The sequence below is a fragment of the Alphaproteobacteria bacterium genome, from assembly GCA_020638555.1.
Taxonomy (GTDB): domain Bacteria; phylum Pseudomonadota; class Alphaproteobacteria; order Bin95; family Bin95; genus JACKII01.
Genome location: JACKII010000001.1, coordinates 987,894 through 1,014,260, shown reverse-complemented (window position 1 = coordinate 1,014,260; position 26,367 = coordinate 987,894). Strand labels below are relative to the sequence as shown.

The window sequence follows — 26,367 nt, the reverse complement described above, 5'->3', positions numbered from 1 at the left end:
GTCCGCGCCTCGCGATGACGCCCAACGGGAGGACACCGCCACCATGACGACCTTCGAACTCCGCCCCATCGCCGACAGTTTCGCCCGCGAGGTGCACGGCCTGAACTGCGCCGCGCCGCTCGCCGAAGCCGACCGCCAGGCGCTGCGCCAGGCCTGGTCGGAGCACGGCGTCCTCGTCTTCCGCGGCCAGTTGCTGGAGGAAGACGCGCTGGTCCGCTTTTCCGAGGCCTTCGGCGAGCCGGACCGGATCGTGCGCGAGGACTGGGCCAGCAAGAAACAACAGGCGGTGATCTATATTTCCAACCTGCTGGACCGCAACGGCACCGCCATTGGCGGCCTCGGCGCCGGCGAGATCACCTGGCATTCGGACCAGTCCTACCAGGCGGACCCCGCCACCGGCTCGTTTCTCTACGGCGTTGAAATCCCGGCGGACCAGGGCGCGACCGAGTTCGCCAATCTCCGCCTTGCCTACGCCACCCTGCCGCCCGCGCTGAAGGCTCTGGCCGACCGCGCCTGGGGCGTGTTCAGCTACGCCCACCGCGCCGCCGCCTATGACGAAAGCCCGGACGCCTCGGCCAGGGCGCGGGCGAAGTCGCCGGACGTGCAGCACCCGCTGGTGAACCGTCACCCGACCCAGGGTTGGGGTGCGCTCTATCTCGACCCCGGCACCATGCCCGGCATCGAAGGCATGGCCGATGCCGAAGCACTGGCCCTGATCCGCGCCCTGACCGAGCACGCCACCCAGCCGCCCTTCGTCTACCGCCACGACTGGCGCATGGGCGATCTGGTGATGTGGGACAACGGCTTTACCCTGCACCGCCGCGGCGTGCTCGACCCGGCAGTGCCGCGGCTCTTGAAACGCACGACCGTGAAGCTATCTCCCGCACAACACATTGTGCCGCCAACCCGCCAGCCGGAGACCGTCCCCGCATGAGCGACAAACTCACCAAGACCGACGCCGAGTGGCGCGAAGCCCTGCCCGCCGACGTCTATGCCGTCACCCGCAAGCACGGCACCGAGCGCCCCTGGTCGGGCAAGTACAACGACGAAAAGCGCAAGGGCGTCTATGCCTGCGCCTGCTGCGGCCAGGAGTTGTTCCACTCCGACACCAAGTACGAGAGCGGCTCCGGCTGGCCGTCCTACTGGCAGCCGATCAGCCCCGACCGGGTGACGCTGCACAAGGACACCAGCTATGGCATGGTCCGGGTCGAGGTGCTGTGCAGCAAGTGCGACGCGCATCTGGGCCACGTCTTCCCCGACGGCCCGCCGCCCACCGGCGAGCGCTATTGCATGAACTCCGTCGCCCTGGACCTGAAACCGGACGAGTGACGCGAGGCGGAGGCGGGATTGTATCCCGGCCTTGAGCCGGGACCTCCATCCGCGCCCTCCGGCCCTATCGCCGCCCCTATCGCCGCCCCGGCACCACCAGTTTGATCCGCACGCCCGCCTGCGGCTGCTGGCCGGGTGCGTAACCGTTCAGCACCCGCAAATGCTCCGCCGCCAGCCGTGTGAACGGGGTCTGGCGCGCCAGGCCCTCGAACGTCTCGCCTCTGCGCACCGTGTGAATGCGGATCCGGTCCGGCTTCAATCGCGCCGCCTCCGCCGCACTCAGCGAGCGCAGGCTGTAAGTGGTCTCGCGGAAGCCGCGGTTGTAGCGGGCCATCACCTGGGTCGGCGCCAGGAAACGGAAGCGATAGATCTGGCCATCGTTCCAGCGCACCGCCACCAGCCGCAGATCGACCTGTCGCCCGTTCGAGGTGCCGCGGGTCCAGCCGGTCGCGGCCGAACGGCCGTTGACGCGAATGGCCTCCACGTCGCGCAAGCGCACCTTCGCCCCCCATTGCCGGGTCAGGTAGGACGGCATGTCGCCGGACCAGCGCTTCGCGTCGTGGTCGAAAATCACATAGGCGTCGTCGGGGCCATCGCCCACCACCTTGTCCGGGAAGTTGAGCAGATAGAAGCCTTCGGGCACCTCGAAGCGCAGCCGCAGGCGGGGGTGGGCGAACACCCGCCCCTTGCGGAAGCCCTGGGCCGGGCTGTCGCCATAGATCATGCCGTCCAGCTTTTGCAGGAACAGATTGCGGTCGCGACCCGCCCCCGGCGGCGGCGGACGGTGGATCTGGGCCGTGGCCTCGCGCACCCGTTCCGCACTCGGCGGGTGGGTGTCCAGATAGCTATAGCCGCGCGGCGCCTCGTCCTTCAGCCTGGCCAGCAGGGCTTTCGACGTCTCCAGCTTGCCCAGGAATTCCGCGGAGGCCGCCGTGTCATAGCCGGTGCGGGCCATATAGCGAATGCCGAGCGAATCCGACTCCAACTCCTGCCCCCGGCTATAACTGGCCAGATAGCCCTGCGCCGCCGTGCCGCCCAGCTGGCCGACCATGCCGGCGGCGTCGCCGCCGACGGTGGCGGCGGTGAGCACGCTCAGCACCGCGACACCGATCTGCGCCCCGATGGCCTGGGTCTGGCGGTTGGCGAAATGGCGGGCGGTGTCGTGACCGATCTCGTGGCCGATGACGCTGGCCAGTTGCGCCTCGTCGTCGGCCAGCGCGACCAGCCCACGCGAGATATAGATATAGCCGCCGGGCAGTGCGAAGGCGTTGATGATATCGCTGTCCAGGACCGTGAACGTCCATTTCTCCTTCGGCAGTTCCGACGATGACGCCAGCAACTGGCCGATGCCGTTGACATAGGCCTGCAATTTCGGGTCGTCGTACGGGCCGCCGAACTGTTGCAGGATTTTCGGATGGGCCTCGGCCCCCAGCCGGCGCTCCTCGTCCTGGCTGACGAAGGTCAGGTTGTCGCGACCGGTTGCCGGGTTGGTCGTGCAGCCCTGCAACCAGGGCAGGGCCACCAGCGCACCCGCCAGGGCCAGCAGGCGCCAGCGGGCACCGGTTTTCGGTCGTGTCATGGCTGCTCCTCCAACAGTTCGATGGCCCGGTCGCTCCGCACCCGAATGGCCGGCCCGCCATAGCGGAACACCATTCCCCGCACGCGGACGCGCCGCCCTTCCAGGGCGCGAAGCCCGCGCAGGCCTTGGGCGAAGCCGTCGCGGTCCCGCCGCTCGACCAGAGCGGAAAAATCGGTGCGCCGGTCGGGTCCGAAATTCAGGAACAGGGTATGCGCGGTCTCGCCGATTGCCAACACCCGCCCGTCGACCAGCGCGAAGCCGGGACCGATGCGTTCGGGCGTGGCCGCATCGCGAATGGCAAAATCCGGCAGACGCCACAGGCCGCGCCCCGCCGCGCGCGCGGCGGCTTCCTCCGCCAGCAGCGCCCGCGCAATGGCCGGCCTTGTCCGAGCCGGAGCATAGACGCGGGCGAATCCGTCCCGCAGCATCACCGCCTGCAACCACTGCTGCCGCGGGCCTGCCACCAGCGCATGGGCGACGGTGCGGCCCAGCCGGTCGCGACCGTCCGCAGGGGCGAACAGGCGCAGCGTCCGCCCCTGCACCAGCCCGGCCAGATGCTCCCGCGCGGCCGCGAATCCCGGCTCGGCCGGCCGCTCGCCCTCGGCGTCTCGGGGCGCCCGCAGCCCCGCCAGCACCAGCGTGCGGCCATCGTCGAGCATCAACCTGTCGCCACCGGACACGGCGGCCACCCGCGCCGTGCCGATTTCCGGAGCGGATTGCCATGGCGGCAGGGTCGCGACCGGCGAACCGGCCCATGCGCGGCCACTGCCGATGGCGCTTCCGCCCAGCATCCAGCCGGACAGGGTCCGGAGCGCATGGCGGCGCGATAGCGAAAGGCAATGCCATTGCATAGCGCCCTTATACCCGCTTTGATGACGCACGGCCAACCCGACCGGCCGCGGCCCGTTTCGCCATGACAGGGTGCCCGTTTTGAGCTTTGACCTGATGCCCTCCGGCGCCACCCGGCGCGAGCTCTATCCGCCGATCGAGCCCCACGCGGAGGGCTGGCTCGATGTCGGCGACGGCCACACGCTCTACTGGAGCGAATGCGGCAATCCGGATGGCATCCCGGTGGTCTTCCTGCACGGCGGCCCCGGCGCCGGCTGCATGAGCGCCTATCGCCGGTTCTTCGACCCGAAAGTCTGGCGCGTGATCCTGCTGGATCAGCGCGGCGCCGGCCGCTCCTCGCCCGCCGCCTGCACCGAGGCGAACACCACGGCGCACCTGATCGCCGACCTGGAGCGGTTGCGCCGCGCCCGCGCTGTGGAGCGCTGGCTGATCTTCGGCGGATCGTGGGGCAGCACGCTCGGCCTCGCCTATGGCCAGGCCCATCCGGAGGCCTGCCTGGGCTTCGTGCTGCGCGGCGTGTTTGCGGGGACCCAGCCGGAAATCGACTGGTTCATGACCGGCATGGCGCAGTTCTTCCCGGAAGCCGGCCAGGCGTTTCACCGGCCGATTCCGCCCGGCGAGCGCCACGACCTGCTGTCCGCCTACCACGACCGGCTGATGCATCCGGAGCCGGAGGTGCACCTGGCCGCGGCGCAGGCCTGGGCCACCTACGAGAGCAGTTGCGCGGCGCTCCGGGCCCGCGGCCGCGACATGCGCCTCGGCTCCGACCGCTTCGCGCTGGCGGTGGCGCGGATGGAAGCGCACTATTTCCGCCATGCCTGCTTCCTGGAGCCGGACCAGTTGTTCCGCGACCTGGGCCGAATCGCCCACCTGCCCTGCCATGTCGTGCAGGGCCGCTACGACGTGATCTGCCCCCCCGCCACAGCACAACGCTTGGTTCACGGCTGGCCCGGTGCTACGCTGGAAATGATTGAGGATGCAGGCCATTCGGCCTTGGAGCCCGGTGTTCGCGCCGCTCTGGTGCGTGCGACCGACCGCTTCGCACGAACCCTAATGCCGGAGAAGCCATGATGCGCAATTCCCTCACGACCCTGGCGGCGGGCGCCATGGCTTTCACGCTCGGCGCCGGGCTTGCCCCCGCCGCAAACGCCCAGGAGGCCGCGGGCGGCAAGGATTATGTCGGCATCAACCTGGGTGTCGCCAATTTGGTCGAGGACAAGGCGAGCGTGGTCGGCGGCATCGAATACCGCGCCAGGCCGCTGCTCTGGAAATTCTATCCGCATGTGGGCGGCTTCGTCAGCCATCGCGGCGCCGTCTACGGCTATGCCGGCGTCGGCATCGACCTGCCGCTAACCGACTGGGTGCTGATTCGGGGCAACACCGCCATCGGCGCCTACGGCCAGGGCGACGACCGGGATTTGGGCAGCGTCGTCGAGTTCCGCTCCGGGCTGGAACTGGTGTTCACCCTGCCGAACGAATCGCAGATCGGCGTGGCCTTCCATCACCTCTCGAACGCCGGGCTCGACGACCGCAATCCCGGCACCGAGATCGCCACCGTCAGCTACTCGGTGCCGCTGGACAAGCTGTTTTAGAGCGGAGTCTTTTCCAGCGGGCTCACCCGCCCAGTCTCCCTGTCCTCGCGGCAGCGGGAGATGGGGCGGAAGGGTGGGTCAACCAGGACCGAAACCGCTCTCGGCGCCCTGCCCAGTTCTAAACCCCGGCAATCGCCTGGAACAGGTCGCGGTAGGCCTCCACCACCACCGGCTCGCTATAGCGGGCGAGAAAGGTCTCCTGCCCGGCAGCGGCCAGAGCGGCGGCCCGTTGCGGGTCGTCGATCAATGTTTGCACGGCAGTCGCCAGCGCATCGGCCGAATCCTTGGGCACCAGCAGGCCGTTCTCGCCGGGCGTGATGGTCCCGGCCGGGCCGACCACGTCGGTCGAGACAATCGCCCGGCCGTGCGCCCAGGCCTCGACGATCACATGCCCGAACGACTCGAATCGCGAGGAACTGACGCAAAGGTCGGCGGCCCCGAACAGCGGCGCCACGTCCTGGCGCCAGCCGAGCCAGCGCACCCGGTCCGCCACGTCCAGCGACTGCGCCAGCGCCTTCAGCTTCGGACCTTCCGCGCCCTCGCCCGCAATCCACAGGACGGCCCGCGGCAGGCGGGCCAGCGCGTGCAGCAGCACGTCATAGCCCTTGACCGGATGCAACCGGCCGAGGGCGAGCAATAGCGGCGCCTCCTCCGGCGTCGCATGCGCGGCGCGCGACTCCGGCGGGCAGGTCTCCGGTGCGGCGACGAAATTCGGGATCAGATGCACCCGGTCGGCGGACCAGCCGGCCTGGACCGCATAGTCCCGAATCCCCGGCGTGATGGCGATCAGATGATGACAGTGGCGGAAATTCTTGAGCTTGTAATAGCCGTCCAGACGGCCCGCCAGCACGCCGGGCGCGGCCGGGGCCATGCGGCTGCCGCGGCTCATCCAGGACAGGGTCACGTCCGGGTCGAAGCGCCGCGCCAGCGCCCGCAGGCGCCGCGGCGTGAGGACGTCGAGCCGACCGCCAAAGCGGTATTCCGACACCGCCAGCCCCGCGGCCCGCATGCGCGCGGCGCGGCCGGCATCGCGGCGGAAGGCCAGCATCTGCTCGATATCCGGCGCGCGCAGCGCCAGGGCGAGGCGTTCGAAAAACCCCTCCGCCCCGCCGTGCGGCCCGCCCGCCATCACCTGCATCAGTCGCATGCGCGATGCCTCGCTCGCTGGCCTTTGCCGGTATTGTCCCTATATTCGGGGGAATCGTCCCGAAGGAGGAACCGATGGCAGAATGGATCTGGGCAGAGAACCGCGGCGTGCTGCGCGTCGGCGGCGCGGAGGCGGAGGCGTTTCTGCAAGGCCTAGTTTCCAACGATGTGAGCAAGGCCGGCCCCGACAGGGCCGTCTACGCCGCCCTTTTAACGCCGCAAGGCAAGTATCTCCACGATTTCTTCGTCACGCGCAGCGGCGAGACCTTCCGGCTGGAGTGCGAGGCCGCGCGCCGTGGCGACCTGCTGCAACGGCTGAAACGCTACCGGCTGCGCTCCAAGGTGGACCTGGCCGACGAGACCGAGGCCTGGCGCATCGCCCTGGTCTGGGGCGAGGACGCCGCGACCGCCGCCGCTGGCTGGGGCGCCGACGCCGCGATCGCCGCCGACCCCCGGCTGGCAGAGCTTGGCCTGCGCATTCGGGTGCCGGCGGACGCCGCCGCTCCGCCGGCCGGCCTGACCGAATCCTCTCCCGCGGCCTATGAGCGGCTGCGCCGCTCTCTGGGCGTTCCGGCCGCGCCGGACGACCTGCGCGTGGAACAATCCTTCCTGCTGGAAAGCGGCTTCGACGAGTTGAACGGCATCGACTGGCAGAAAGGCTGCTATGTCGGCCAGGAGGTCACGGCCCGCACGAAATACCGCGGTCTGGTGCGGCGGCGACTGATCCCGGTCGCGCTGACCGGCGGCGCGCCGGCCGACGACGGCAAGGTGATGCAGGACGGCTGCGATGTCGGCGACCTGCGCGGCCATGGCGACGGCGTCGGCCTCGCCCTGCTGAAGCTGGAGGCGCTGGACAAGCCAGAGCCGCTCACCTGCGGCGCGGCGCTGCTGACCGCCGCGCGGCCGGCCTGGTGGCGCCTCACGCCCCCTTCCGAAGCGGCGGCGGAATAGACAGTCCATGGCGCTCACCGACCTTTGGTACATGGCGCTGCCGTCGCAACGCCTCGCCCGCGGGCGGCTGGTGCATGTCCGGCTCGCCGATCACCCGATCGTGTTCGGCCGCGACGCCGCCACCGGCCAAGCCTATGCCCTGCGCGACCTCTGCCCGCACCGCGGCGTGCCGCTGTCGAAGGGCCGGCTGGCCGAGGACGGCACCATCGAATGCCCCTATCACGGCTGGCGCTTCGCCGGCGACGGCCGCTGCACCGCCATCCCGAGCCTGGTGCCGGAGCAGGCGTTCGAGACCGAGCGCATCCGCGTGCGCGCCTATCCGGTGCGCGAGCAACACGGCCTGATCTGGGTCTATCTGGGCGCCCGCCCGGATGCCGGCCCCACCGCCAACGCGGAAGCGCCGGAGCCGCCGGCGCTGCCGGCGCTGCCGGCGGACGCGCGCCCGCGCCATGTGGAAAGCATGGTGTTTCCCTGCGGCATCGACCACGCCGTCATCGGCCTGATGGACCCGGCGCACGGCCCCTTCGTGCATCGCGCCTGGTGGTGGCGGGCGCCGAAGTCGATCCACGCCAAGCAGAAGGCGTTCGCGCCCTCGCCGCTCGGCTTCACCATGGTGCGGCACAAGCCGTCCGCCAACTCGGCCGCCTACAAGATCCTGCGCGGCGAGGTCTCGACCGAGATCGCCTTCCGCCTGCCGGGGGTGCGCATCGAGCACGTGCAGATGGACCGGCCCGGCAAGCCGGCCCAGCACTTTGTCGGCCTGACCGCGGTCACCCCGGTCGACGACGATCACACCGTGGTGCACCACGCCATCTATTGGACCTGGCCGGTGCTGAACCTGGTCAGGCCGGTGCTGCCCTATTTCGCGCGCACCTTTCTCGGCCAGGACCGCGACGTGGTCGCGATGCAGGCGGAAGGGCTGCACGATGCGCCCGACCTGATGCTGATCAATGACGCCGACGTGCAGGCCAAGTGGTATTATCGGCTGAAGCGCGAATGGCAGCAGGCGCGCGCGGACGGCCGCCCCTTCAAAAACCCGGTCGACGCCCGCGTGCTGCGATGGCAAAGCTAGGGCGCGTGGCCCCGCCCCCGGGGGCGCCGGCCCGTAACAACCAGACGGAACAACCGAGGAAAACCGATCGATGTCCATCAATCTCGACCTGATGATGGAGGCGGCGGGCCGCGAACCGTTGGACCTGCCGCTCGACCTGTTCTACTTCGTCCGCCATGGCGAGACGGCCGGCAATGCCGGCGGCATCGTGCAATTCCCAACCGCGCCGCTCAACACCGCCGGCATGGCCCAGGCGTGGCGGGCCGGCCAGTTGATGCGGAACGAGCCCGTGGACCGCACCGTCGCCAGCGTGTTCATGCGCGCCTTCCAGACCGGCCAGGCCGTGGCGCGGGCAACGCACACGCATCTCTCCGTCTGCCTCGACATTGTCGAGCGCCGCTTTGGCAATACCATGGGCCAGCCGAACCACGATCTGGACTGGGCCTATCACCCGCCGGGCGGCGAGAGCATGGAAACCTTCATCGCCCGCACCCGCCGCGGCGTGCGCGAGATCTGCGAGGCGGGCGGCATACCGGCCATCGTCGCCCATGGCGGAAATCTGCGCGTGATCGCCGCCGGCCTGAATACGGAATTGCCGGAGGGCTCGGTCGCCAATGCGACGCCGCTGAAATTCGAGCGCGTCGGCGGCCGCTGGACCCTCGGTTTCGTCACCGACTGACCGGAAGGGCGAGCCCCTTCCCTTTCGCCTCCCGCCCAAAAAAAGAGGCGGAGCGTCTCGGAAGAGCGCTCCGCCCTAGTCCCAACAGGGAGGGAGAAGAGCGTCGCCGGCGGCACAAATGGGTCAGTGACTGCCAACCGGTGACGCAACCACTATGCGGGCGGGCGCCCGCCGGCACCTGTGAACCGGTTCACAGGTGCCGGCATTAAAGTTCCTTCGCACGCTCGCGCAGCACGAATTTCTGCACTTTTCCCGTCGATGTCTTGGGTAGCGGCCCGAACACGACATGGCGCGGGCTCTTGAAATGCGCCATGTTCGCCCGGCAGAACGCGATGACGTCCGCCGCGCTCGGCTCCGGCACGCCGGGCTTCAGTTCGACGAAGGCACAGGGCGTCTCGCCCCATTTCTCGTCCGGCTTCGCGACCACCGCGGCCTCCATGACCGCGTCGTGGCGATACAGCGTCTGCTCCACCTCGACCGAGGAAATGTTTTCGCCGCCGGAGATGATGATGTCCTTGGAGCGGTCCTTCAGCGCGATATAGCCATCCTCGTGCATCACGCCCAGATCGCCGGAATGGAACCAGCCGCCGGCAAAGGCTTCGGCGGTGGCGCTCGGGTTTTTCAGATAGCCCTTCATGACGACATTGCCCCGCATCATCACCTCGCCCAGCGCCTCGCCGTCGGCCGTGACCTCGTGCATGGTCTCCGGGTCGAACACCTGCAGGCCTTCCAGCATCGGATAGCGCACGCCCTGGCGCGCCTTCATCGCCGCCTGGTCCGCCGCCGGCAGCCCGTTCCAGTCCTCGTTCCAGGCACAGACCACCGAGGGGCCGTAGGTCTCGGTCAGGCCATAGGCATGGGTGATGCGGAAGCCGGCCGCCTCCATCTTTTCCAGGGTGGAGGGCGGCGGCGGCGCGGCGGCGGTCATGATCTTGACCGTGTGCTCGAAGGTGCGCTTCACGCCGGCCTCGGCGTTCACCACCAGGTTGAGCACGATGGGCGCGCCGCAGAAATGGTCGACCTTGTGGTCGGCAATGGCGTCGTAGATCGCATCCGCCCGCACCTGGCGCAGGCAGACATGGGTGCCCGCCTGGAGGGTGATGGTCCAGGGGAAACACCAGCCGTTGCAGTGGAACATCGGCAGGGTCCAGAGATAGACCGGATGCATCGGCATCGACCAGGACAGCACGTTCGACACCGCGTTCAGATAGGCGCCGCGATGATGATAGACCACGCCCTTCGGATTGCCGGTGGTGCCGCTGGTATAGTTCAGGCTGATCGCCTGCCATTCGTCGATGGGCGGGGCGTAGGGGAAGTTCGGATCCCCCTCCTCCAGCAGCGCCTCGTAGGTTTTCTCCCCCAGGAGGTCGCCGGGCCCGTCGTATTCCGGGTCGTCCACGTCGATGACGACGATGTCGCGGCCCAGCTGGGCCAGCGCCGCCTTGACCACGGGTGCGAATTCCCGGTCGGTAATCAGCAGCTTCGCCTCACCATGGTTCAGGGTAAAGGCGACAATGGCGGCGTCCAGCCTTGTGTTCATCGTGTTCAACACCGCCCCGGTCATCGGCACGCCGAAATGGCATTCCAGCATTTCCGGCGTGTTCGACAGCATGGCCGCGACCGTGTCGCCCATGCCGATGCCCCGCCGCGACAGCGCCCCGGCCAGCCGGTGGGCGCGGTCGTGCACCTCGCGCCAGGTGCGACGGATCGGGCCGTGAATGACCGCGGTGCGGTTCGGGAAAACCCCGGCCGTCCGTTGCAGGAACGACAGCGGCGTCAGCGGCTCGTAGTTGGCGGGGGTTTTTTCGAGATCGGTCTCGAACGGATTGGCGCCTTTCAGCGGCTGTGCCATGGTTGGCCCTCTGCGCGAAATCGGGAAGAGCAAGCCAGGAATTTTAGCCGTTCCGGAGCGGTCAGCAAGCCGGGAAACACACGCACGGACGCTAACGCCCCCAGAATGGGCCTTGTGGTGGCCGGCGGCGAGATGACATTACCGGCGGCATGATGGCCCCACCCCACAACCAAAAGGCGGCATCCGAAGCCGCCCCTCGGATGCCGCCAACAGACCAATGTACCCCAGACCCCGCCGTGTTGTGTCTTGTTCTACCGCTACAACATTAGTTGCAGCGTTATTTGGATAGTCCGAAGCTGGTACAGGACTGCTCTTTAAAGAGAATTCTCCAACTCGCTTGACGACTCAACCGATTTTTGTGCATTCATCGAGTGAGAATTTCGCACTCCAAATGCCGGTTCATGGAAAAGCTCCCACCAATCTCTGCGCTTGAAGCCTTCGAGGCGGTTGCCCGCGCGGCAAGCGTCAAACAGGCCGCCAACGATCTCAATCTGACGCCCGGCGCCGTCAGCCGCCAGATCCAGACGCTGGAGGAGCGGCTGGGTGTGGAACTGTTTCGGCGCTCGCACCGCAAGGTGACCCTGACGGCGGCCGGTACGGCCTACCTCGCCGAGATTCGCCCCGCACTGTCGATCTTGCGTACGGCCGGGCAACAGGTGCGGTCCCTGGCCCAATCGCGGCCGATCAAGGTGATCACGTACCCGACCGTTGCCATTCGCTGGTTGCTGCCGCGCTGGGCCCGCTTCGTCTCCAGCCATCCCGACATCGACGTCCAGCTGGTGACCGCGACCACGGCCGCGGATTTCACCAATGGCGATGGCGATCTCTGGATCTGCGTGCCGGAGCCCGGGATGTTGACCACGATCACGTCCCACTGGCGTCTGCTGGAGGTGCAGCCGTATCCGGTGGCATCCCCGGACGTGGCCGCCCGCCTGCGCCGCCCGCGCGATCTGGCCGCGGAAACCCTGCTCAACGCGGCGACGCGGCCGCGCGACTGGGAGCACTGGCTCCAGGTGGCGGGCGCATCCAATCTCAAACCCGTCCGGACGCTGCGGTTCGAAAGCCTGAACCTGGCGATCCAGGCCGCGATCGAAGGCCTGGGCATTGTCATGGCCTTCGATGCGCTGGTTGCCGACGACATGGAAGCGGGGCGCCTCGCCCGCCCGTTTGCCCAGGCCCACGCCAACAGCCGCCCGCTATACCTGTTCCAACGCACCCTCCCGTCCCAGTCCGAGAAGGTCTCGATCATGCGGGATTGGCTGTTAAGCCAGGCCTGACGCCATTCCCGGCGCGGCGAGGGGAGCAAGCACCGCGGGACTCGCGGCCATACCGACGATTGGAGCGATTTCCACCGGCCCGCAGCAATGGCAGGGCCAAAAAGGGAAAGGCTCCGGCGAACGATCGTCCACCGGAGCCGAGGCATTGTCACCGGGCGGTTTGGCTACGTCCGGTTCGGGGGGGGGGACGGCCACCAGACAAATTTTACCTGGAAGCCATTTGCAGGCCGGCCCGTCTGGAGTTCCAACCGAATGTTACCATTGTTGTAACACTCGCTTTTTATTGACATCCGGTCGATGTGAACTCGAAGACTTAACCGTCACTGCATGTAGACAATCTATGACAATTTCCCGACAACTCAATCAATTTATCGGCAATCGTCGCATGCCATTTCGGCAACGCTATGGGCCGGGCCAACACCTGGCAGGCTGCTGAAAAACACAATGTCCCCGCGGAAGCGGGGACCCATGCCTGAGAGACCAATACAGATCCCGTGTCCTGTGAGAAACTCTCAGGCATGGGCTCCCGCTTGCGCGGGAGATGGGGCAGGAGAGCGGGCAACCCGTGCCGAAAACGCGCTATCGCAACAGCAACCAGATATTGACCGCGAGCCAATACCCGGCGAGAGCCGCCAACAGCACCGGTCGGGCGGCCTTCGGCAGGATCTGCCCGGCCAGCAGGCCGCCGAAAATCGCCATGAACATCGTGCCGGGAAACACCCAACGGCGCCCGACCTCGCCGACATTCAGAGCCATGGCCGCGATGATCGAGACAACGAAGAATGTCAGGCAATAGCGGCCGAGCAGCCGCATTTTCTCCGGGTCGACGCCGGGACTCCCGAACCGAAGCGCCCTGTCCCGCCACAGGCGATAGGCGAGAGCGATTGCCACGACAACGATCACCGAGGTGATGCTCGAACCATAGGCGTCGAGCGCTTCGACGAAGGGAGACCTGTCGGCGGTATCGAAGTGGTATTTGCCGAACGTCCCCGTGACCTTCGACGGGTTCAAATATCCCCAGATCAGCGCCGGCGCGGCCAGTGCCGCCAGGATCGCCGCGGACACCAGCGCCCGCCGGTCGAGAAATACCCTCCGGGCCGTGGCGTCGTAGGCGCAAGCGGCCAGCAGGATGAAGAACAGCAGCATCCCATTGTATTTGCTGTGGAACACCAGCGCCGCCGACAATCCCAACAGCACGTAGAGCCCAATCGACCTGCGCTCGGTCAACAGGGTGACGATCAGCAGCGCGGCGGCCATGGTGCACATCAGGAACGTGTAATGGGTGAACTCGGTGACCGCCTTGCCCCGAATGTCGTCGACCAGGGTGACCGACAGGGCGCCAATCCAGACCAGAGCGGTGTCCGCCGTCCAGTGGCGCAGCGCCCTCTGCAACAGCAGGATGGCACCGACAACGAACACCTGTCGCGCGATCTTGATAAAAATGTCCGGCGGCAGCCCCAGTTTTGAAAAGGCCCAGGCAATGTTCGACAGCAGGGTCGGTTGGTCGAGATTGCCGGCCCGCGCCTGGGCCGCCCACTCGATCAATTGGGCGTCGTCAAACTTGATTTCCGTAAAGAACAGCGACTGCAACACCGCCTGCGCCAGCCCGACGGCAATCAAGAGCAGCGGCAGCCAACGGTTCCAATCGATGGTTTGCAGCGTGTTTCGGCCCGCGATCGCGTAGGAGCCATCGCCTGGCGCGCAGTGACACGCCGGCAATGGGCGACCGAACGTCTTCTGGTTTTGGGGATTGTCCGGGTCGGGGTCTCCAGACACTTCACGCGAAGCGACTTTCATAGTTTGCCACACGGCCCTTACCTGAATATTCATCAAATGAACGAGGAAAATTCATTAGGCGGCGCCTTCGTCACCGTCAATCGCCAGCCCGCGCGCCCAGGAACCGTCATCGGCGATTCCCACGGCCGGACACAGCGGATTCAAGCGTATCAAAGGAGGATTGTCCCTGGCCCGCTCCGGCAGTTTCGGGCGCATGGGATTGCACGCTTGCGAGCCGGCGGCTAAAGACGGGGCGGACACGGCCCCAATGGGCGAAACCCGCGGATCAGGCCCTCGCCCGCCCTTCGCTCACGCGCGGACAAGTGTTGCGCCCAAAACGAACGGCTCCGGCGGTCACGTGCCCACCGGAGCCCAGTCTTGCCGCTGGGAGAATTTGCAGCCCCCAGTGCTGAAACAATAACCGCCAGGCCCTATCGATCCGGTGGCCATATGCAATCCTACAGCCTCTCTTTGTTCGCAGGCGACCACTCTTATTATGGTATTTATGTGTGGCGCCTTCTTTATGGTATTTCAAGGCTTAGCGAAGACTGCATGTAGACAATCTATGCGCCTTGCCTGACATATCAATTGATATATAATCAATCTTTGGATACCGTTTCGGTAACTCAAGAATCGCATTGATGACACGCCTCCCCCCTGCGTCGGCCCTGTTGGCCTTCGAGGCAGTCGCCCGACTGCAAAGCATCAAACTGGCGGCCGAGGAATTGCACCTGACATCCAGCGCCGTCAGCCGGCAGGTGCAAGGCCTTGAGGCACGCCTGGGCGTCGAGTTGTTCGTGCGCGCGCACCGCAAGATTGCCTTGTCCTCGGCCGGCACGGCCTATCTCGCCGAGGTCGGACCGCCGCTTCAGGCCCTGCGCCTGGCCAGCCGGCGCATGCACGAGGCGACACAAACGCAGCCGGTCTCGATCGTCACCTACCCGGCCTTCGGGGCCCGTTGGCTGTTGCCGCGCTGGACCCGGTTCATCGCCGAGCACCCCGACATCGATGTCAGCCTGGGGCGCTGCCTGACGACGGATGACTTCGTTCGCACCAAAGCCAATCTGGCGATCTGCGCCCCCAAGCACGAAATGCTGGTGGCGCACAACACGCACTGGAAACTGGTGGAAATCTACCTGACGCCGGTTGCGCACCCGTCCATTGCGGCGCGGCTGAAAACGCTGGACGACCTAGCGTCCGAGACCCTGCTCCATTCCTCGCTCCGGCCGATCGACTGGGAGCTTTGGCTGGCCGCCGCCGGGCGGCCCGGTTTCGAGGCCAAACGCAACCTCAATTTCGACGATACCCTGGTCGCCCTGAAAGCCGCGGCGGCGGGGGCGGGCGTGGGGATCGCCTTCCGGGAACTGGTGGAAGAGGAACTGGCGTCCGGGCAACTGGTCGAGCCCTTCCCGGACATGCGGGCGGAATGCGACTCGCTGTCCCTGTTCCAGTGCGCGACAGAACTGGAAGCCCCCAATATCGGCATCGTCCGTGACTGGCTGCTCTCCGAAGCCAGCACCGCGGACGCCTGACCCGCCCGGGACACGGGCCTCAATCGAACTGGGTCAGATGCTCCCGGAGCGTCCGCCCGGCATAGGCGGTGCGCACCAGGCCGCGGGCGCGGAGAATCGGCACCACCTCGTCGACAAACTCCTCGATGGCGCCGGGGCAGTGGATCGGCGAGAGCATGAAACCGTCGCCGCCTGCCTCCGCCATGAAATCGGCCATCTGGTCGGCGACGCTCTTGGCCGTGCCGACGATCTGGGGCAGGCCGACGCTCTGGCCATGGCGCTTCGCCACCTCGGCCAGGGTCAGCGGCCGGCCGTCCCGGTCGCGATAGCGGGTGCGGTGGCGTTCCAGTTCCGGCTCCGGGCGCTCCAGCAGCAGGGCATCGTCGGGGAGTTGCGAGAGGTCGAAATCCAGATGGCCGGAGAGGATGGCCTTGCCGCCTTCCAGCGGCACCAGGTCGTTGTGCTGCTGCTGCTTCGCCCGCGCGTCCGCCTCGTCGCGGCCGACAATCGGCTGGGCACCGAACAGGATCTTGCACGCGTCCGGGTCGCGCCCCAACGCGCGCGCCCGCTCGCGGATCGACCGGCGATAGTCGCGGGCGTCTTCCGGCCGCGGCTGGATCGCGAAAATGCCATCGGAATAGCGGGCCGCGAAGTCCTGCCCCTTGGGGCTGGTGCCGGCCTGGAGGATTGCCGGGCCCACCTGCGGGCTGCGGGTCACGTTCAACGGCCCGCGCGTGCGGAAAAACCGGCCGGCGAAATTCACCCGGTGCACCTTGTCCGGATCGGCGAAAACGGCGTTGGCCGCGTCCATCACCACGGCGTCCTCGTCCCACGATTGCCAGAGCGCGCGGCAGGCCTCGATGAACTCGTGGGCGCGGTCATAGCGCTGGTCGGCAGGCAGGCGCTCGGCGCCGTAATTGTCGTCGAGATTGTGGTTGATGCCGGTCACCACGTTCCAGCCGACCCGTCCGCCGGTCAGATGGTCCAGGGTCGCGAACAGGCGGGCGACATAGAACGGATGCGAATGGCTGGTGGAGAAGGTGGCGGCGACGCCGATCGTCTCGGTCGCCGCCGCCATGTAGGACAAGAGCGGCAGCGGATCGTGCTCCGGCGCCTGGGTGGCGTTGCGCAACGCCGGCGCCATGCTGCCGGTATAGGTGTCGGAGATGTAGTTGAGGTCGGCGAAGAACACCATGTCGAAGCCGCCGCGCTCGCACACCCGGGCGATGTGCTGGTAAAGCTGCGGCCGGCGCCAGTCGAAGCGCGCGTGGTCGGTCAGCGGATGGCGCCACATGGCGATGGAGTGATAGGTCGGCCCGTGCACCAGGAACTGGGCCAGATGGAACGGCTTTTGCGCGGGTTTAGGCATGGCGTCGCTGGTTCCGTCGCTGCAACTGCATCATGGCGAGCCCCGAACCGATCACCAGCACCGTGCCGGCCGCGATGAAGGCGTCGGGAATGTCGCCCCAGATGGCAAAGCCTAGCACGACGCCCCACAGCAGCGAGAAATAGCGGAAGGGTGCGACCGTCGCACCCTCGGCCAGGTGGAAGGCGCTGATGGTCATGTAGTGGGCCAGCCCGGCCATGCTGCCGGCGGCGAACAGCGCCGCCACCTGCCACCACTCCGGGATCGGCGTCGCGTCGGAGAGAAAAAACGCGCCGCCGACCGTGCCGGCGATCTGGGTGTAGAGCAGCAGGGTGGTGGAACTGTCATGGCCGGCCAGCTTGCGGGTGACGGTGTCGCGCACGGCCGAGAGCAGGGCCGCCGCCAGCGGCCAGAGCATCAGCCAGTCAATGCCCTCTGGGTTCGGCCGCACCATCACCAGCACCCCGGCAAAGCCGACCAGGATGATGGCCCAGCGGGCGCCGCCCACCCGCTCGCCCAGCACCGGCCCCTGCAACAGCGCCACGAACAAGGGCGCGGCGAACAGCACCGCCATGGCATCGGCCAGCGGCAGGCGCTGAAAGGCGGAGACGATCACCAGGCTGGTCAGAAACCCCAGCACGCCCCGCAGCCAGACCAAGCCCGGCCGCCGGGCCTTCACCCGCCGCCAGCCGCCCTCGCGATGCACCAGCACCGCCAGCACCGCGAACGAGGCCGCGCCGCGCAGACACATGATCTCGCCCGGCGAATAGGTGGCGGTCAGCAGTTTGGTGATCGCATCCTGGGTCGACAGCAGCAGGGTGCCGGCGATCATGTAGAGGATGCCCCTTGAGGTGGGATTCATGGGGTGGGGCTCATGCGTCGGACGCCCCTTGCGCGCGTCGGGAGGTGGCATCCGGAAGCCGGCAATGGTCGTTCGACATCGACCTTCCTTGCGGGTTGGGGCAGACTGCCCGTCCTGCCGACGGGGCGAGAAGGCCCCAGCATAAGGACGATATTGCAATGAGCGAAACGCTGAATGGGTTCGGCCCGCTGGTCTCCACCGCGTGGCTGGCCGACCACCTCGACCATCCCGGCGTGCGCGTGCTCGACTGCACCGTGACGCTGCACCCGCTGCCGGGGGGCGACATGCGGGCGGAAACCGGTTTGGCCGCGTTCGAGGACGCGCACATCCCCGGCGCCGGCTTCGCCGACCTGATCCGCGACCTGAGCGACACCGGCAGCCCGCTGCGCTTCACCCTGCCGCCGGCGGAGGCGTTTGCGGCGGCGCTGGGGCGGCTCGGCGTCGGCAACGGCACGCATCTGGTGCTGTATGCGGACGTGGCGCACTGGGCGACGCGGCTCTGGTGGATGCTGCGCCATTACGGCTTCGACATGGCCGGCGTGCTGGATGGCGGCCTGCACGCCTGGACCGCCGAGGGCCGGCCGCTGGAACGCGGCGCGGCCCAACCGGTGGCGGCCCAATCCCTGACGCTCGGCCAAACCCGCGGCCTGTTCTGCGACCTGGCCGCGATCCGCGACGCCATCGGCGCCGGCGACATCCTGACCGTCAACGCCCTGACGGAAGAGCAGCACAGCGGCGGCGGCACCCATTACGGCCGGCCCGGCCGTATTCCCGGCAGCGTCTGCGTCGCCGCCCGCAGCCTGACCGATCCGGCCGCCCACCACCGCTTCCGCCCGCTGGAGGCGTTGCGGCAGGACTTTGCCGCGGTGGGTGCGCTCGCCAAGCCCCAGGTCATCACCTATTGCGGCGGCGGCATCGCGGCGACCGGCGACGCCTTCGTCCTGCACCTGCTGGGCCAGGACCATGTCCGGGTCTACGACGCCAGCCTGCAGGAATGGGCCAAAAGCGACCAGCCGATGGAGACGGGGTAGGCCCCCGCCGCCACCACCCACCACCCGCCAGCTTTCCCGGCCGAGCCGAAGGCGAGGGCCGGGATCTCCGCCCTCCTGCGCGCACCCTCAAGAGGCCCCGGATCGGCGCTCCGCACCGTCCGGGGAAGCTCAAGGGCTTGGGGTCAGGTCCCGTCCGCCCCGTCACCCACCACCCGCCAGCTTTCCCGGCCGAGCCAAAGGCGAGGGCCGGGATCTCCGTCATCCTGCGCGCACCCCCAAGAGACCCCGGATCGGCGCTCCGCACCGTCCGGGGAAGCTCAAGGGTTCGGGTTCACGTCCCGTCCGAGGCATGACTGCGCCCTGGGCGCGCACGCCGCCCGGTGTGACCACCAGCGCTGGCAGTGCCCTCATAACACTTCCAGCATTTCCCCCACCAGCGGGTGACGCACCACGTCCTCGCGGGTCATGCGGACGACGGCGATGCGCTCCAGCGCGTCCAGCCGGCCGGCGATCTCGGCCAGGCCCGAGAGTTCCGGCAGCAGGTCGGTCTGTTCCGGGTCGCCTGTCACCACCATGGTCGAGTGCCAGCCGAGCCGGGTCAGTAGCATCTTGATCTGCTGGTAGGTGCAGTTCTGCGCCTCGTCGACGACGATGAAGGCGTTGTTGAGGGTGCGGCCGCGCATATAGGCGACCGGCGCGATCTCGATAGTGCCGTCGCCCATCAACTGCCGCAGCCGCTTGCCGCCCAGGCGCTCGCCGAGCGCGTCGAACAACGGCCGCAGATAAGGGTCGAGCTTGTCCTCCAGCGCGCCAGGCAGGAAGCCCAGATTCTCGCCCGCCTCCACCGCCGGGCGGGTCAGCACGATGCGGCCGACCGCACCCTTTTCCAGCGCCTCCACCGCCTGGGCGATGGCGAGATAGGTCTTGCCGGTGCCGGCCGGGCCGATGGCGAAGGTCAGGCTGTGCTCGGCCACCGCCTCCATCAACAGGCGCTGGTTGTCGGACATGGGCCGCACATGGCGCACATAGCGGCGGTCGCGCTGCCGGTCGACGGTGGCGAGCGGGTCCCACGCTCCACCGGCCGAGCGCTCGCCATTCTCCAGAAAGCGGGTTTCCAGGAATTCCTGGTGCTGGCGCACCTCTTCCAGGTGCGTGACCTGCTGACGTGCCGCTTTCTTGCCCATGGAGGCTTCTCCTGCTGGATCGGGCGAACCGCCCACGAAAAACGCCGCCGGGCGGGGAGCCGGGCGGCGTCGGAAACGGAGGGTGAAACGGAGGCTGCACCATTCGGCGCCTGCAAGGGCAGTCGCGGCGGGGCCGGTCGTGCGGTCAATGGCGGCGCAGGCAATCAGCGTCCCTCTAGCGGTGGAATATCCGTCCGGACCAGGAGGCCAGGGGATTCGCGCCCTGTCCATGCTGCACCGCATTAAACTTTGGTGACGGACCGAGGGAGCGCCGCCGGGCCGGCAGTTTCCCCTCTGGCGTCATTGCGAGCGGGCTTTGCCCACGTGGCAATCCAGAGAAGCCGCGCGGCCGGGCGCGAGAGGCCGGTCTGGATTGCCACGGCGGCTCCGCCGCGTCGCAAGGACGCCAAAATGAGGAGGCTGCCCCGGGCGTCCGGTCGGGCGTCGCGGCCTTATTCCGCCGCGCGGCGGGCCCGCTTCGAGCTTTCGTAGGAGGCGAGGTCGCCGTCCGGGCGATCCATGGAGAACACCTCGCGCACCACCGAATAATCCATATAGCCCAGGCGGGCGAGCGGCTGGTAGGCGGCCATGTCGACCAGCCCGTCCTTCAGGATGGCCTCGGCGATGTGGATGCCCTTGACCTCGCCGAACACCACATTGTTCTCGACCTTGGCGTGCCAGGAGGGCAGCCGGGTGCGGAACAGGAACTTGCATTCCAGCGCCGCCGGCGCCTCGGCCACGCGCGGCACCTTGACGTGATGGCAGTCGGCCTTGGTCAGGCCGGCCAGTTCGAACTCGTCCACGTCGGGGTCGACATGGGCCGAGGTCTGGTTCATCGCCTCGCGCAGGTCGAAATTGCAGAGATTGACCACGAATTCGCCGGTCTGCTCCAGGTTGGCGAGCGTGTCCTTGGCACCGCCGCCCGGTCGCGGATTGTTGGGCGCGAACACGATCATTGGCGGGGCATCGCTCACTGCGTTGAAAAAGCTGTACGGCGCCAGATTCACCACCCCCTTGGCGCTGACGGTCGAGACCCAGGCGATCGGGCGCGGCGCGATCAGGGCCTTGAACGGATTGAACTTCAGGCCGTGCTCGCGCGGGTCTTCGATGAAATAGTGCGACATGGGGGCTTGCCTCCGGCGGCTGTGAGCGGTTGGCTCACAGGATTAGAGCCTTTCCCGACCCGCCGCAATCGAGGTGCCATCGCCCATGACCAAAATCGTCCTCATCACCGGGGCCAGCCGCGGCATCGGCGCCGCCTGCGCGCGCCTGCTGGCGCGCCAGGGCTATGCCGTCGCCATCAACTATGCCGGCAATTCCGAGGCCGCCGCCACGGTCGCCGCCGACATCCTGAACGCCGGCGGCACCGCCATCGCCGTCAAGGCCGACGTCGCCGATCCGGACGCGGTCGAAACCCTGTTCCAGACCGTGGACCGGGAGCTGGGCCCCCTCACCCATCTGGTCAACAATGCCGGCGTCATCACCGAGCGCGGCCGGTTCGAGGATATGCGCCGCGAAACCGTGGACCGGATGCTGGCGGTCAACGTCAAGGGCTATGTCTATCCGACCCAGCAGGCGATCCGGCGCATGAGCACCCGGCATGGCGGCCAGGGCGGCGTGATCTGCAACATTTCCAGCGGCTCCGCCCATCGCGGCTCGCCGAACAATTCGGTGCTCTATGCCATGACCAAGGGGGCGGTGAACTCGCTCACCATCGGGCTTTCCCAGGAATTGGTGGCCGACGGCATCCGCGTGAACACGGTGTCGCCCGGCCTGATCGCCACCGACATGCCGGGCCCGGACGAACTGGCCCGCCGCGTGCCCGGCCTGCCGATGAAACGGGCGGGCACGCCGGAGGAAATCGCCCAGGGCGTCGCCTATCTGCTCTCGGACGCCGCCAGCTACACCAGCGGCGCCAATCTGCGCATCGCCGGCGGCCTGCCCTGAGGCGCCCGCCGACCGCGCGGCTATCCGCCGAACACGCGCGGCAGGAACAGCACGATATCCGGGAACACGATCACCAGGGCCAGCCCGATCACCTGCAGGATGATGAACGGCCAGACGCTGGCGAAAATGTTCTGCAGCGTGATCTCCGGCGGCGCGACGCTCTTCAGCCAGAAACAGGCCGGGCCGAAGGGCGGCGACAGGAAGTAGATCTGCATGTTCATCACGAACAGCACGCCGAACCAGATCGGGTCATAGCCCAGTTGCACCACCACCGGCGCGAAGATCGGCACGGTGATGAAGGCAATGGCAATCCACTCCATGAAGGTGCCGAGGATGATGAGAATGCCCATCATCACGAAAATCACGCCCAGGGGCGGCAGGTCGAGGCCCGCCAGCAGCGAGCGCATGAAATCGGTGCCGCCGATCACGTTGTAAATGCCGACCAGGCTGACCGCACCCAGCACCAGCCAGATAATGGTGCCGACCGTGATCATGGTCTTGCGCAGCGCCTCTTTCAGCATTTCCCAGCTGAACTGGCCGCGGAAAATCGCCGCCGCGATCGAACCGAACACGCCGACGCCGGCGGCCTCGGTCACCGTGGCGATGCCGCCATAGATCGACCCCAGCACCCAGACGATCACCAGGCCCGGCAGGATCAGCCCCCTCATCGCCGCCAGCTTCTCCGACCGGCTTTTCGACAGCTCCGCCTCACTCGGGATCGGCGCCAGATGCGGGTGCAGATGGCTGCGGATCAGGATATAGGCGATGTAGAGCGAGGCCAGCAGCATGCCCGGCAGGAAACCGCCCAGGAACAGGTCGTTGATCGACACGTTCGCGGTGACGCCGTAGACGATCATGATGACGCTCGGCGGGATCAGGGTCGCCAGCGAGCCGCCGGCGCAGATCGCGCCCATGGCCAGCTTGCGGTCATAGCCGAGGCGCAGCATCTGCGGCAGGGCGATCAGGCCCAGCATCACGATCTCGCCGCCCATGATGCCGGTCATCGCCGCCATGATGACGGCCACCAGCGTCGTCTGCACCGCCACGCCGCCGCGCAGGCGGCCGCCGATGATCGACATGGCGTTGAACAGGTCCTCGGCCACGCCGGAGCGTTCCAGGATGTTCGCCATCAGCACGAACAGCGGCACCGCCACCAGCGAATAATTCTCCAGGAGGCCCTGCACATTGCTGGCCACCAGGAACAGGCCGGGCTCGCCGAAGGCATAGAGCGCGGTGCCGATGGACACCGTCAGCGTGACGATGCCGAGCGGCATGCCCGTCATCATCAGCAGCAGCATGGAAACGACGATGACGACCGTCGCGGTTTGGATATCGATCATGGGCCGGGCTCTTCAGGCGGTCGTCGGGTCTATTCGGGCAGTTCGACGCGCGCGCGGTCGCGGCCGATGCAATGGCGGATCAGATTGGCCAGCGCCTGCAAGGCATAGAGCGCGGCGCCGGCAAACATCACCGTTTTCAGGAGCAGCGGCTCCGGCGAGTTGAAGCTGGTGCCGCTGCGCTCCAGCACCTGGATCGCGTCGGCCATCGGGCCATAGAGCGAATAGGCCAGCACCGCCATCGCCGCGATCGACACCACGAAAATAAAGACATCCAGCCACCAGCGCACGGTACCGCTCGTGTACTGGTAGAGGACGGTGATCGCGATATGGCTGTTGCGCATGGTGACATAGGGGCCGCTCATCACCCAGGCGATGGCGCAGACCACCATGACCAGTTCGAACGCCCACAGCGTCGGCGCGTCGAAGAAATAGCGCATGACGACCTCGTAGGCGGTGATGATCGCGCAGACGAGGTAGAAATGGGCAACGGACAGACCCAGAAACTGGCTCAGCCGGTCCATGGCATTGAGAAGGCCGAACATCGCAATCTCGCTTTGATGGCGGAAGAGGACGCCGCGCCGACGCCCCCGAGGCCCATCCCGTCATCGCCTCGCACGCCCGATGCGATGCGGGATCGCATCGGGCCGCACGTCGGGTCCGAGCGGACCGGCTGACGGGATCGGCGGAGGACGGTGCCCCTAGTCGAGCAGGCCGTACTCTTTCATGAACTTGACGTGCGCGTCATACGCGGCCTTGGCCAGATCGCTCTTGGTCGAGGCATCGGCCCAGGCCTGTTGCGCGATCTTGCGGAACTTGGCCCGTTCCTCGGTCGACCAGTCGATGACCTCGATGCCGGTGCCGCTGGCGCTGTCCTGGGCCGCGATCTTGTGGTCTTCCACGTCCGAAGCCCGGCTCATATCCGTCCACGCCGCATAATACCAGGTTTCCAGCGCGGCCTGGCCTTCCGGCCCGATCTTGTCCCACACCTTCTGGTTCACGACGAACTGGATCACCGCCATGGAGTGGATGCCCGGGAAGATCGGGTATTTCGCCAGCTTGTGGAAGCCCAGGCTCTGGTTGTTGGTGTAGCTGGAGGCATCCGCCGCATCGACGATGCCCTTGTCGAGCGCGGTATAGACTTCCGGGAAGGGAATGGCCGTCGGCACGGCGCCGACCCGCGCGAACACCTCGGCCGCCAGGCCCTCCGGCGAGCGGATTTTCACGCCCTTGAAGTCGGCGACGCCGCGGATCGGAATGCTGGAGACCAGCGCCTCTTTCGAGAACGGGCCGCAGCCGATCACGTGGATCTTGCCCGGATAGAATTTCTCATAGAGCTTTTGCAGCACTTCCTTGCCGCCGCCGAAGCGGCAGAACATCTGCATCTGCTCGACCGTGTCATAGCCGGCAATCAGGTCGCCCATCAGCGCAAAGCCCTGGTCCTTGCCGGCGAAATACGCGATAGCGTTCAGGTCGCCCTGCAAAATGCCGGCGGCGACGGCGCCCGGCGTCTCGCGGTGCGGCACCACGGCCTTGGAGGGCAGGATTTCCATTTTCAGGTTGCCGTAGGTCATCGCCTCCAGCTTCGGCACCCAAACCTCGTTCAGATAGTTCAGGGTGAAGCTGCCGGCGGCCATGGCGGTCTGAAGCTTCAACATGGTGGCGGCCTGGCCGGTCGCGGCGATGGCGACAGAGGCAATGGCCGCCAGGCTGGCGGTCAGAATCGGGCGCATCTTGGGTCTCCCAGACGGTTTTTTGCACACGCCCTTGAACCGAGCGCGCGGGAACACGGTCACTACACGGGAAGTCACCGCCCCAAGTCAATTGTCGCAAGGCCGAATTCGACCAATGACCTGTACCGGCGGCGCGATTTGCTACCGGATCGCCTTGTCGGCGCGCAGCCCCGCAATGCGGTCGGCGTCGAAACCGAGTTCCGCCAGGATGGCGTCGGTCTGCTCGCCCGGCACCGGCACATGCGCCAGGAAGCCGCCGGGCTCGATCGCCGGCAGGCCGGGGATTTGCGGCACCGGCAGCGGCCGGTCGAACCCTTTCTGGTCCAGCCAGACCACCTGGTCGACCGCCTTCACCTGGGCATCCTCGAACAGGTCGCCGTAATCGTTGACCTTGGCGACCAGGATGTCGGCGGATTCGAGCAGCCCCAGCCACTCGTCGCTGGTCTTCCGTTCCATCGCCGGGCGAATGACCGCCATCAGCGCCGCCTCGTTGGCGATCCGGCCTTCCGGCGTGGTGAAGCGCGGGTCGGTCTTCCAGTCCGGCTGGCCGATCATGTCGCACAGCGCCCGGAAATGGGTGTCGCGCCGCGCGTTCATGTTGATGAAGCCGTCCTGGGTCTTGAACGTGCCGAGCGGCGCCCCCAGCACCGACGGCTCCGCCCCTTCCAACGTGTATTCGATCATCTTGCCCGCCTGGAACGCGGCGGCGGCGGCCGCCAGCGGCACGTCCAGATACTGGCCCTCGCCGGTGCGCTCGCGCAGAAACAGCGCCGGCGCCACCGCCTGGAAGGCATAAAGGCCGGTCATCACGTCGATGGCGATGATGGAGATGCGCTGCGGCAGGCCGTCCTTGTCCCTGTTGATCGACATCCAGCCGCTATAGGCCTGGATCACCGAATCGGTGACCGGCCGGTTGCTGTAGGGCCCCTGCTGGCCATAGCCGGTGACCGAAAGATAGATCGTCTTCGGGTTCCGGGCCTTCACGCTCGCATAGTCGAGCCCGAACCGGCCCATCACCCCCGGACGGAAGCTTTCCAGCACCACGTCCGCCTCGAATGCCAGCTTTTGCGCGATGGCGAGGCCCTCGGCGTGCTTCAGGTCCAGCGCGATGGAGCGCTTGCCGCGGTTGACCGACAGGCCATAGGCGCAGTGCTCGCCATGCTTCTTGCCGATGGCCCGGCCCCAGTCGCCGGCCAGCGGCTCCACCTTGACGACGTCGGCGCCGTGCTGGGCCAGCAGCATGGCGCAATGGGGGCCGGCGACGCCCTGGGTGGCGTCGAACACGCGGATTCCTTCGAAGGCTCGCATCGGGGGGCACTTTCTCGTAGGGCGGGAATGATCGTGGCGGCAATGT

General features: G+C 67.3%; 24 protein-coding genes. 11 read left to right on the top strand and 13 right to left on the bottom strand.

All coding sequences use genetic code 11. The features are described 5' to 3' along the window. The first annotated feature begins 43 nt into the window (after positions 1-43). Together H6844_04665 and msrB are read left to right on the top strand one after the other, a co-directional pair. Positions 44-934: a TauD/TfdA family dioxygenase gene (locus H6844_04665; protein ID MCB9928695.1), complete on the top strand. Its 891-nt coding sequence runs from the start codon at positions 44-46 to the stop codon at positions 932-934. After that, positions 931-1,329 carry a peptide-methionine (R)-S-oxide reductase MsrB gene (gene msrB, locus H6844_04660; GenBank protein ID MCB9928694.1) on the top strand — a complete coding sequence of 133 codons (399 nt, stop codon included), beginning with the start codon at positions 931-933 and terminating at the stop codon, positions 1,327-1,329. Before H6844_04665 ends, msrB begins: the two co-directional genes overlap by 4 nt. A gap of 76 nt (positions 1,330-1,405) precedes the next feature. On the opposite strand, the gene H6844_04655 is transcribed toward msrB, so the two are convergent. Continuing rightward, complete coding sequence (locus tag H6844_04655; protein MCB9928693.1) at positions 1,406-2,908, bottom strand: M48 family metalloprotease; 1,503 nt, start codon at positions 2,906-2,908, stop codon at positions 1,406-1,408. Beyond that, complete coding sequence (locus H6844_04650) at positions 2,905-3,699, bottom strand: thermonuclease family protein (protein ID MCB9928692.1); 795 nt, start codon at positions 3,697-3,699, stop codon at positions 2,905-2,907. The genes H6844_04655 and H6844_04650 overlap by 4 nt, the downstream gene beginning before the upstream one ends. A gap of 154 nt (positions 3,700-3,853) precedes the next feature. Here H6844_04650 and pip point away from each other — a divergent pair, with 154 nt between their 5' ends. After that, on the top strand, positions 3,854-4,828 hold the full coding sequence (gene pip, locus H6844_04645; protein MCB9928691.1) for a prolyl aminopeptidase: 975 nt from the start codon (positions 3,854-3,856) through the stop codon (positions 4,826-4,828). Further along, the gene (locus tag H6844_04640; GenBank protein ID MCB9928690.1) at positions 4,825-5,349 is read left to right on the top strand and encodes an acyloxyacyl hydrolase; all 525 of its coding nucleotides are present in this window, start codon (positions 4,825-4,827) and stop codon (positions 5,347-5,349) included. Before pip ends, H6844_04640 begins: the two co-directional genes overlap by 4 nt. Positions 5,350-5,467: 118 nt before the next feature. Here H6844_04640 and H6844_04635 read toward each other — a convergent pair whose 3' ends face one another. Further along, positions 5,468-6,496 carry a glycosyltransferase gene (locus tag H6844_04635; GenBank protein ID MCB9928689.1) on the bottom strand — a complete coding sequence of 343 codons (1,029 nt, stop codon included), beginning with the start codon at positions 6,494-6,496 and terminating at the stop codon, positions 5,468-5,470. A 74-nt stretch (positions 6,497-6,570) separates the two neighbouring features. On the opposite strand from H6844_04635, the gene H6844_04630 reads away from it, so the two are divergent. The 3 genes from H6844_04630 (at position 6,571) to H6844_04620 (ending at position 9,176) form a co-directional block, all read left to right on the top strand. Beyond that, positions 6,571-7,446 (top strand): folate-binding protein YgfZ, encoded by an 876-nt coding sequence (locus H6844_04630; GenBank protein MCB9928688.1) that lies wholly within the window; start codon positions 6,571-6,573, stop codon positions 7,444-7,446. A gap of 7 nt (positions 7,447-7,453) precedes the next feature. Continuing rightward, a complete protein-coding gene (locus H6844_04625) occupies positions 7,454-8,518 on the top strand; it encodes an aromatic ring-hydroxylating dioxygenase subunit alpha (protein ID MCB9928687.1) in 1,065 nt (354 codons plus the stop codon). A 70-nt stretch (positions 8,519-8,588) separates the two neighbouring features. After that, on the top strand, positions 8,589-9,176 hold the full coding sequence (locus H6844_04620; GenBank protein MCB9928686.1) for a histidine phosphatase family protein: 588 nt from the start codon (positions 8,589-8,591) through the stop codon (positions 9,174-9,176). Positions 9,177-9,381: 205 nt separating this feature from the next. On the opposite strand, the gene H6844_04615 is transcribed toward H6844_04620, so the two are convergent. Next, positions 9,382-11,028, bottom strand: a complete 1,647-nt coding sequence (locus H6844_04615; GenBank protein ID MCB9928685.1) for an acyl-CoA synthetase — start codon at positions 11,026-11,028, stop codon at positions 9,382-9,384. Positions 11,029-11,429: 401 nt separating this feature from the next. Between H6844_04615 and H6844_04610 the strand changes: the two genes are divergently transcribed. Next, on the top strand, positions 11,430-12,305 hold the full coding sequence (locus H6844_04610; GenBank protein MCB9928684.1) for a LysR family transcriptional regulator: 876 nt from the start codon (positions 11,430-11,432) through the stop codon (positions 12,303-12,305). 579 nt (positions 12,306-12,884) lie between these two features. Here H6844_04610 and H6844_04605 read toward each other — a convergent pair. Continuing rightward, positions 12,885-14,138, bottom strand: coding sequence for a glycosyltransferase family 39 protein (locus tag H6844_04605; protein MCB9928683.1), 1,254 nt, complete (start codon positions 14,136-14,138; stop codon positions 12,885-12,887). A 584-nt stretch (positions 14,139-14,722) separates the two neighbouring features. Between H6844_04605 and H6844_04600 the strand changes: the two genes are divergently transcribed. Then, a complete protein-coding gene (locus H6844_04600; GenBank protein MCB9928682.1) occupies positions 14,723-15,613 on the top strand; it encodes a LysR family transcriptional regulator in 891 nt (296 codons plus the stop codon). Between the two features lie 19 nt (positions 15,614-15,632). On the opposite strand, the gene H6844_04595 is transcribed toward H6844_04600, so the two are convergent. Continuing rightward, positions 15,633-16,961 (bottom strand): NtaA/DmoA family FMN-dependent monooxygenase, encoded by a 1,329-nt coding sequence (locus H6844_04595; protein ID MCB9928681.1) that lies wholly within the window; start codon positions 16,959-16,961, stop codon positions 15,633-15,635. Beyond that, a complete protein-coding gene (locus H6844_04590) occupies positions 16,954-17,820 on the bottom strand; it encodes a DMT family transporter (GenBank protein MCB9928680.1) in 867 nt (288 codons plus the stop codon). The genes H6844_04595 and H6844_04590 overlap by 8 nt, the downstream gene beginning before the upstream one ends. Positions 17,821-17,978: 158 nt before the next feature. Here H6844_04590 and H6844_04585 point away from each other — a divergent pair, with 158 nt between their 5' ends. Further along, entirely contained in the window at positions 17,979-18,851 is an 873-nt protein-coding gene (locus H6844_04585; protein MCB9928679.1) for a sulfurtransferase, read from the top strand. A gap of 368 nt (positions 18,852-19,219) precedes the next feature. On the opposite strand, the gene H6844_04580 is transcribed toward H6844_04585, so the two are convergent. Further along, a complete protein-coding gene (locus H6844_04580) occupies positions 19,220-19,996 on the bottom strand; it encodes a PhoH family protein (protein ID MCB9928678.1) in 777 nt (258 codons plus the stop codon). Positions 19,997-20,448: 452 nt separating this feature from the next. After that, complete coding sequence (locus tag H6844_04575; GenBank protein ID MCB9928677.1) at positions 20,449-21,120, bottom strand: flavin reductase family protein; 672 nt, start codon at positions 21,118-21,120, stop codon at positions 20,449-20,451. Between the two features lie 85 nt (positions 21,121-21,205). Here H6844_04575 and H6844_04570 point away from each other — a divergent pair, with 85 nt between their 5' ends. Further along, a complete protein-coding gene (locus H6844_04570) occupies positions 21,206-21,943 on the top strand; it encodes an SDR family oxidoreductase (protein ID MCB9928676.1) in 738 nt (245 codons plus the stop codon). A gap of 20 nt (positions 21,944-21,963) precedes the next feature. On the opposite strand, the gene H6844_04565 is transcribed toward H6844_04570, so the two are convergent. The 4 genes from H6844_04565 to H6844_04550 form a co-directional block, all read right to left on the bottom strand. Beyond that, a complete protein-coding gene (locus tag H6844_04565; protein MCB9928675.1) occupies positions 21,964-23,280 on the bottom strand; it encodes a TRAP transporter large permease subunit in 1,317 nt (438 codons plus the stop codon). 32 nt (positions 23,281-23,312) lie between these two features. After that, positions 23,313-23,825 (bottom strand): TRAP transporter small permease, encoded by a 513-nt coding sequence (locus tag H6844_04560; GenBank protein ID MCB9928674.1) that lies wholly within the window; start codon positions 23,823-23,825, stop codon positions 23,313-23,315. Between the two features lie 156 nt (positions 23,826-23,981). Then, positions 23,982-25,013 (bottom strand): TRAP transporter substrate-binding protein, encoded by a 1,032-nt coding sequence (locus H6844_04555; protein ID MCB9928673.1) that lies wholly within the window; start codon positions 25,011-25,013, stop codon positions 23,982-23,984. Positions 25,014-25,154: 141 nt separating this feature from the next. Further along, on the bottom strand, positions 25,155-26,297 hold the full coding sequence (locus H6844_04550) for a CoA transferase (protein MCB9928672.1): 1,143 nt from the start codon (positions 26,295-26,297) through the stop codon (positions 25,155-25,157). Positions 26,298-26,367: the final 70 nt, after the last annotated feature.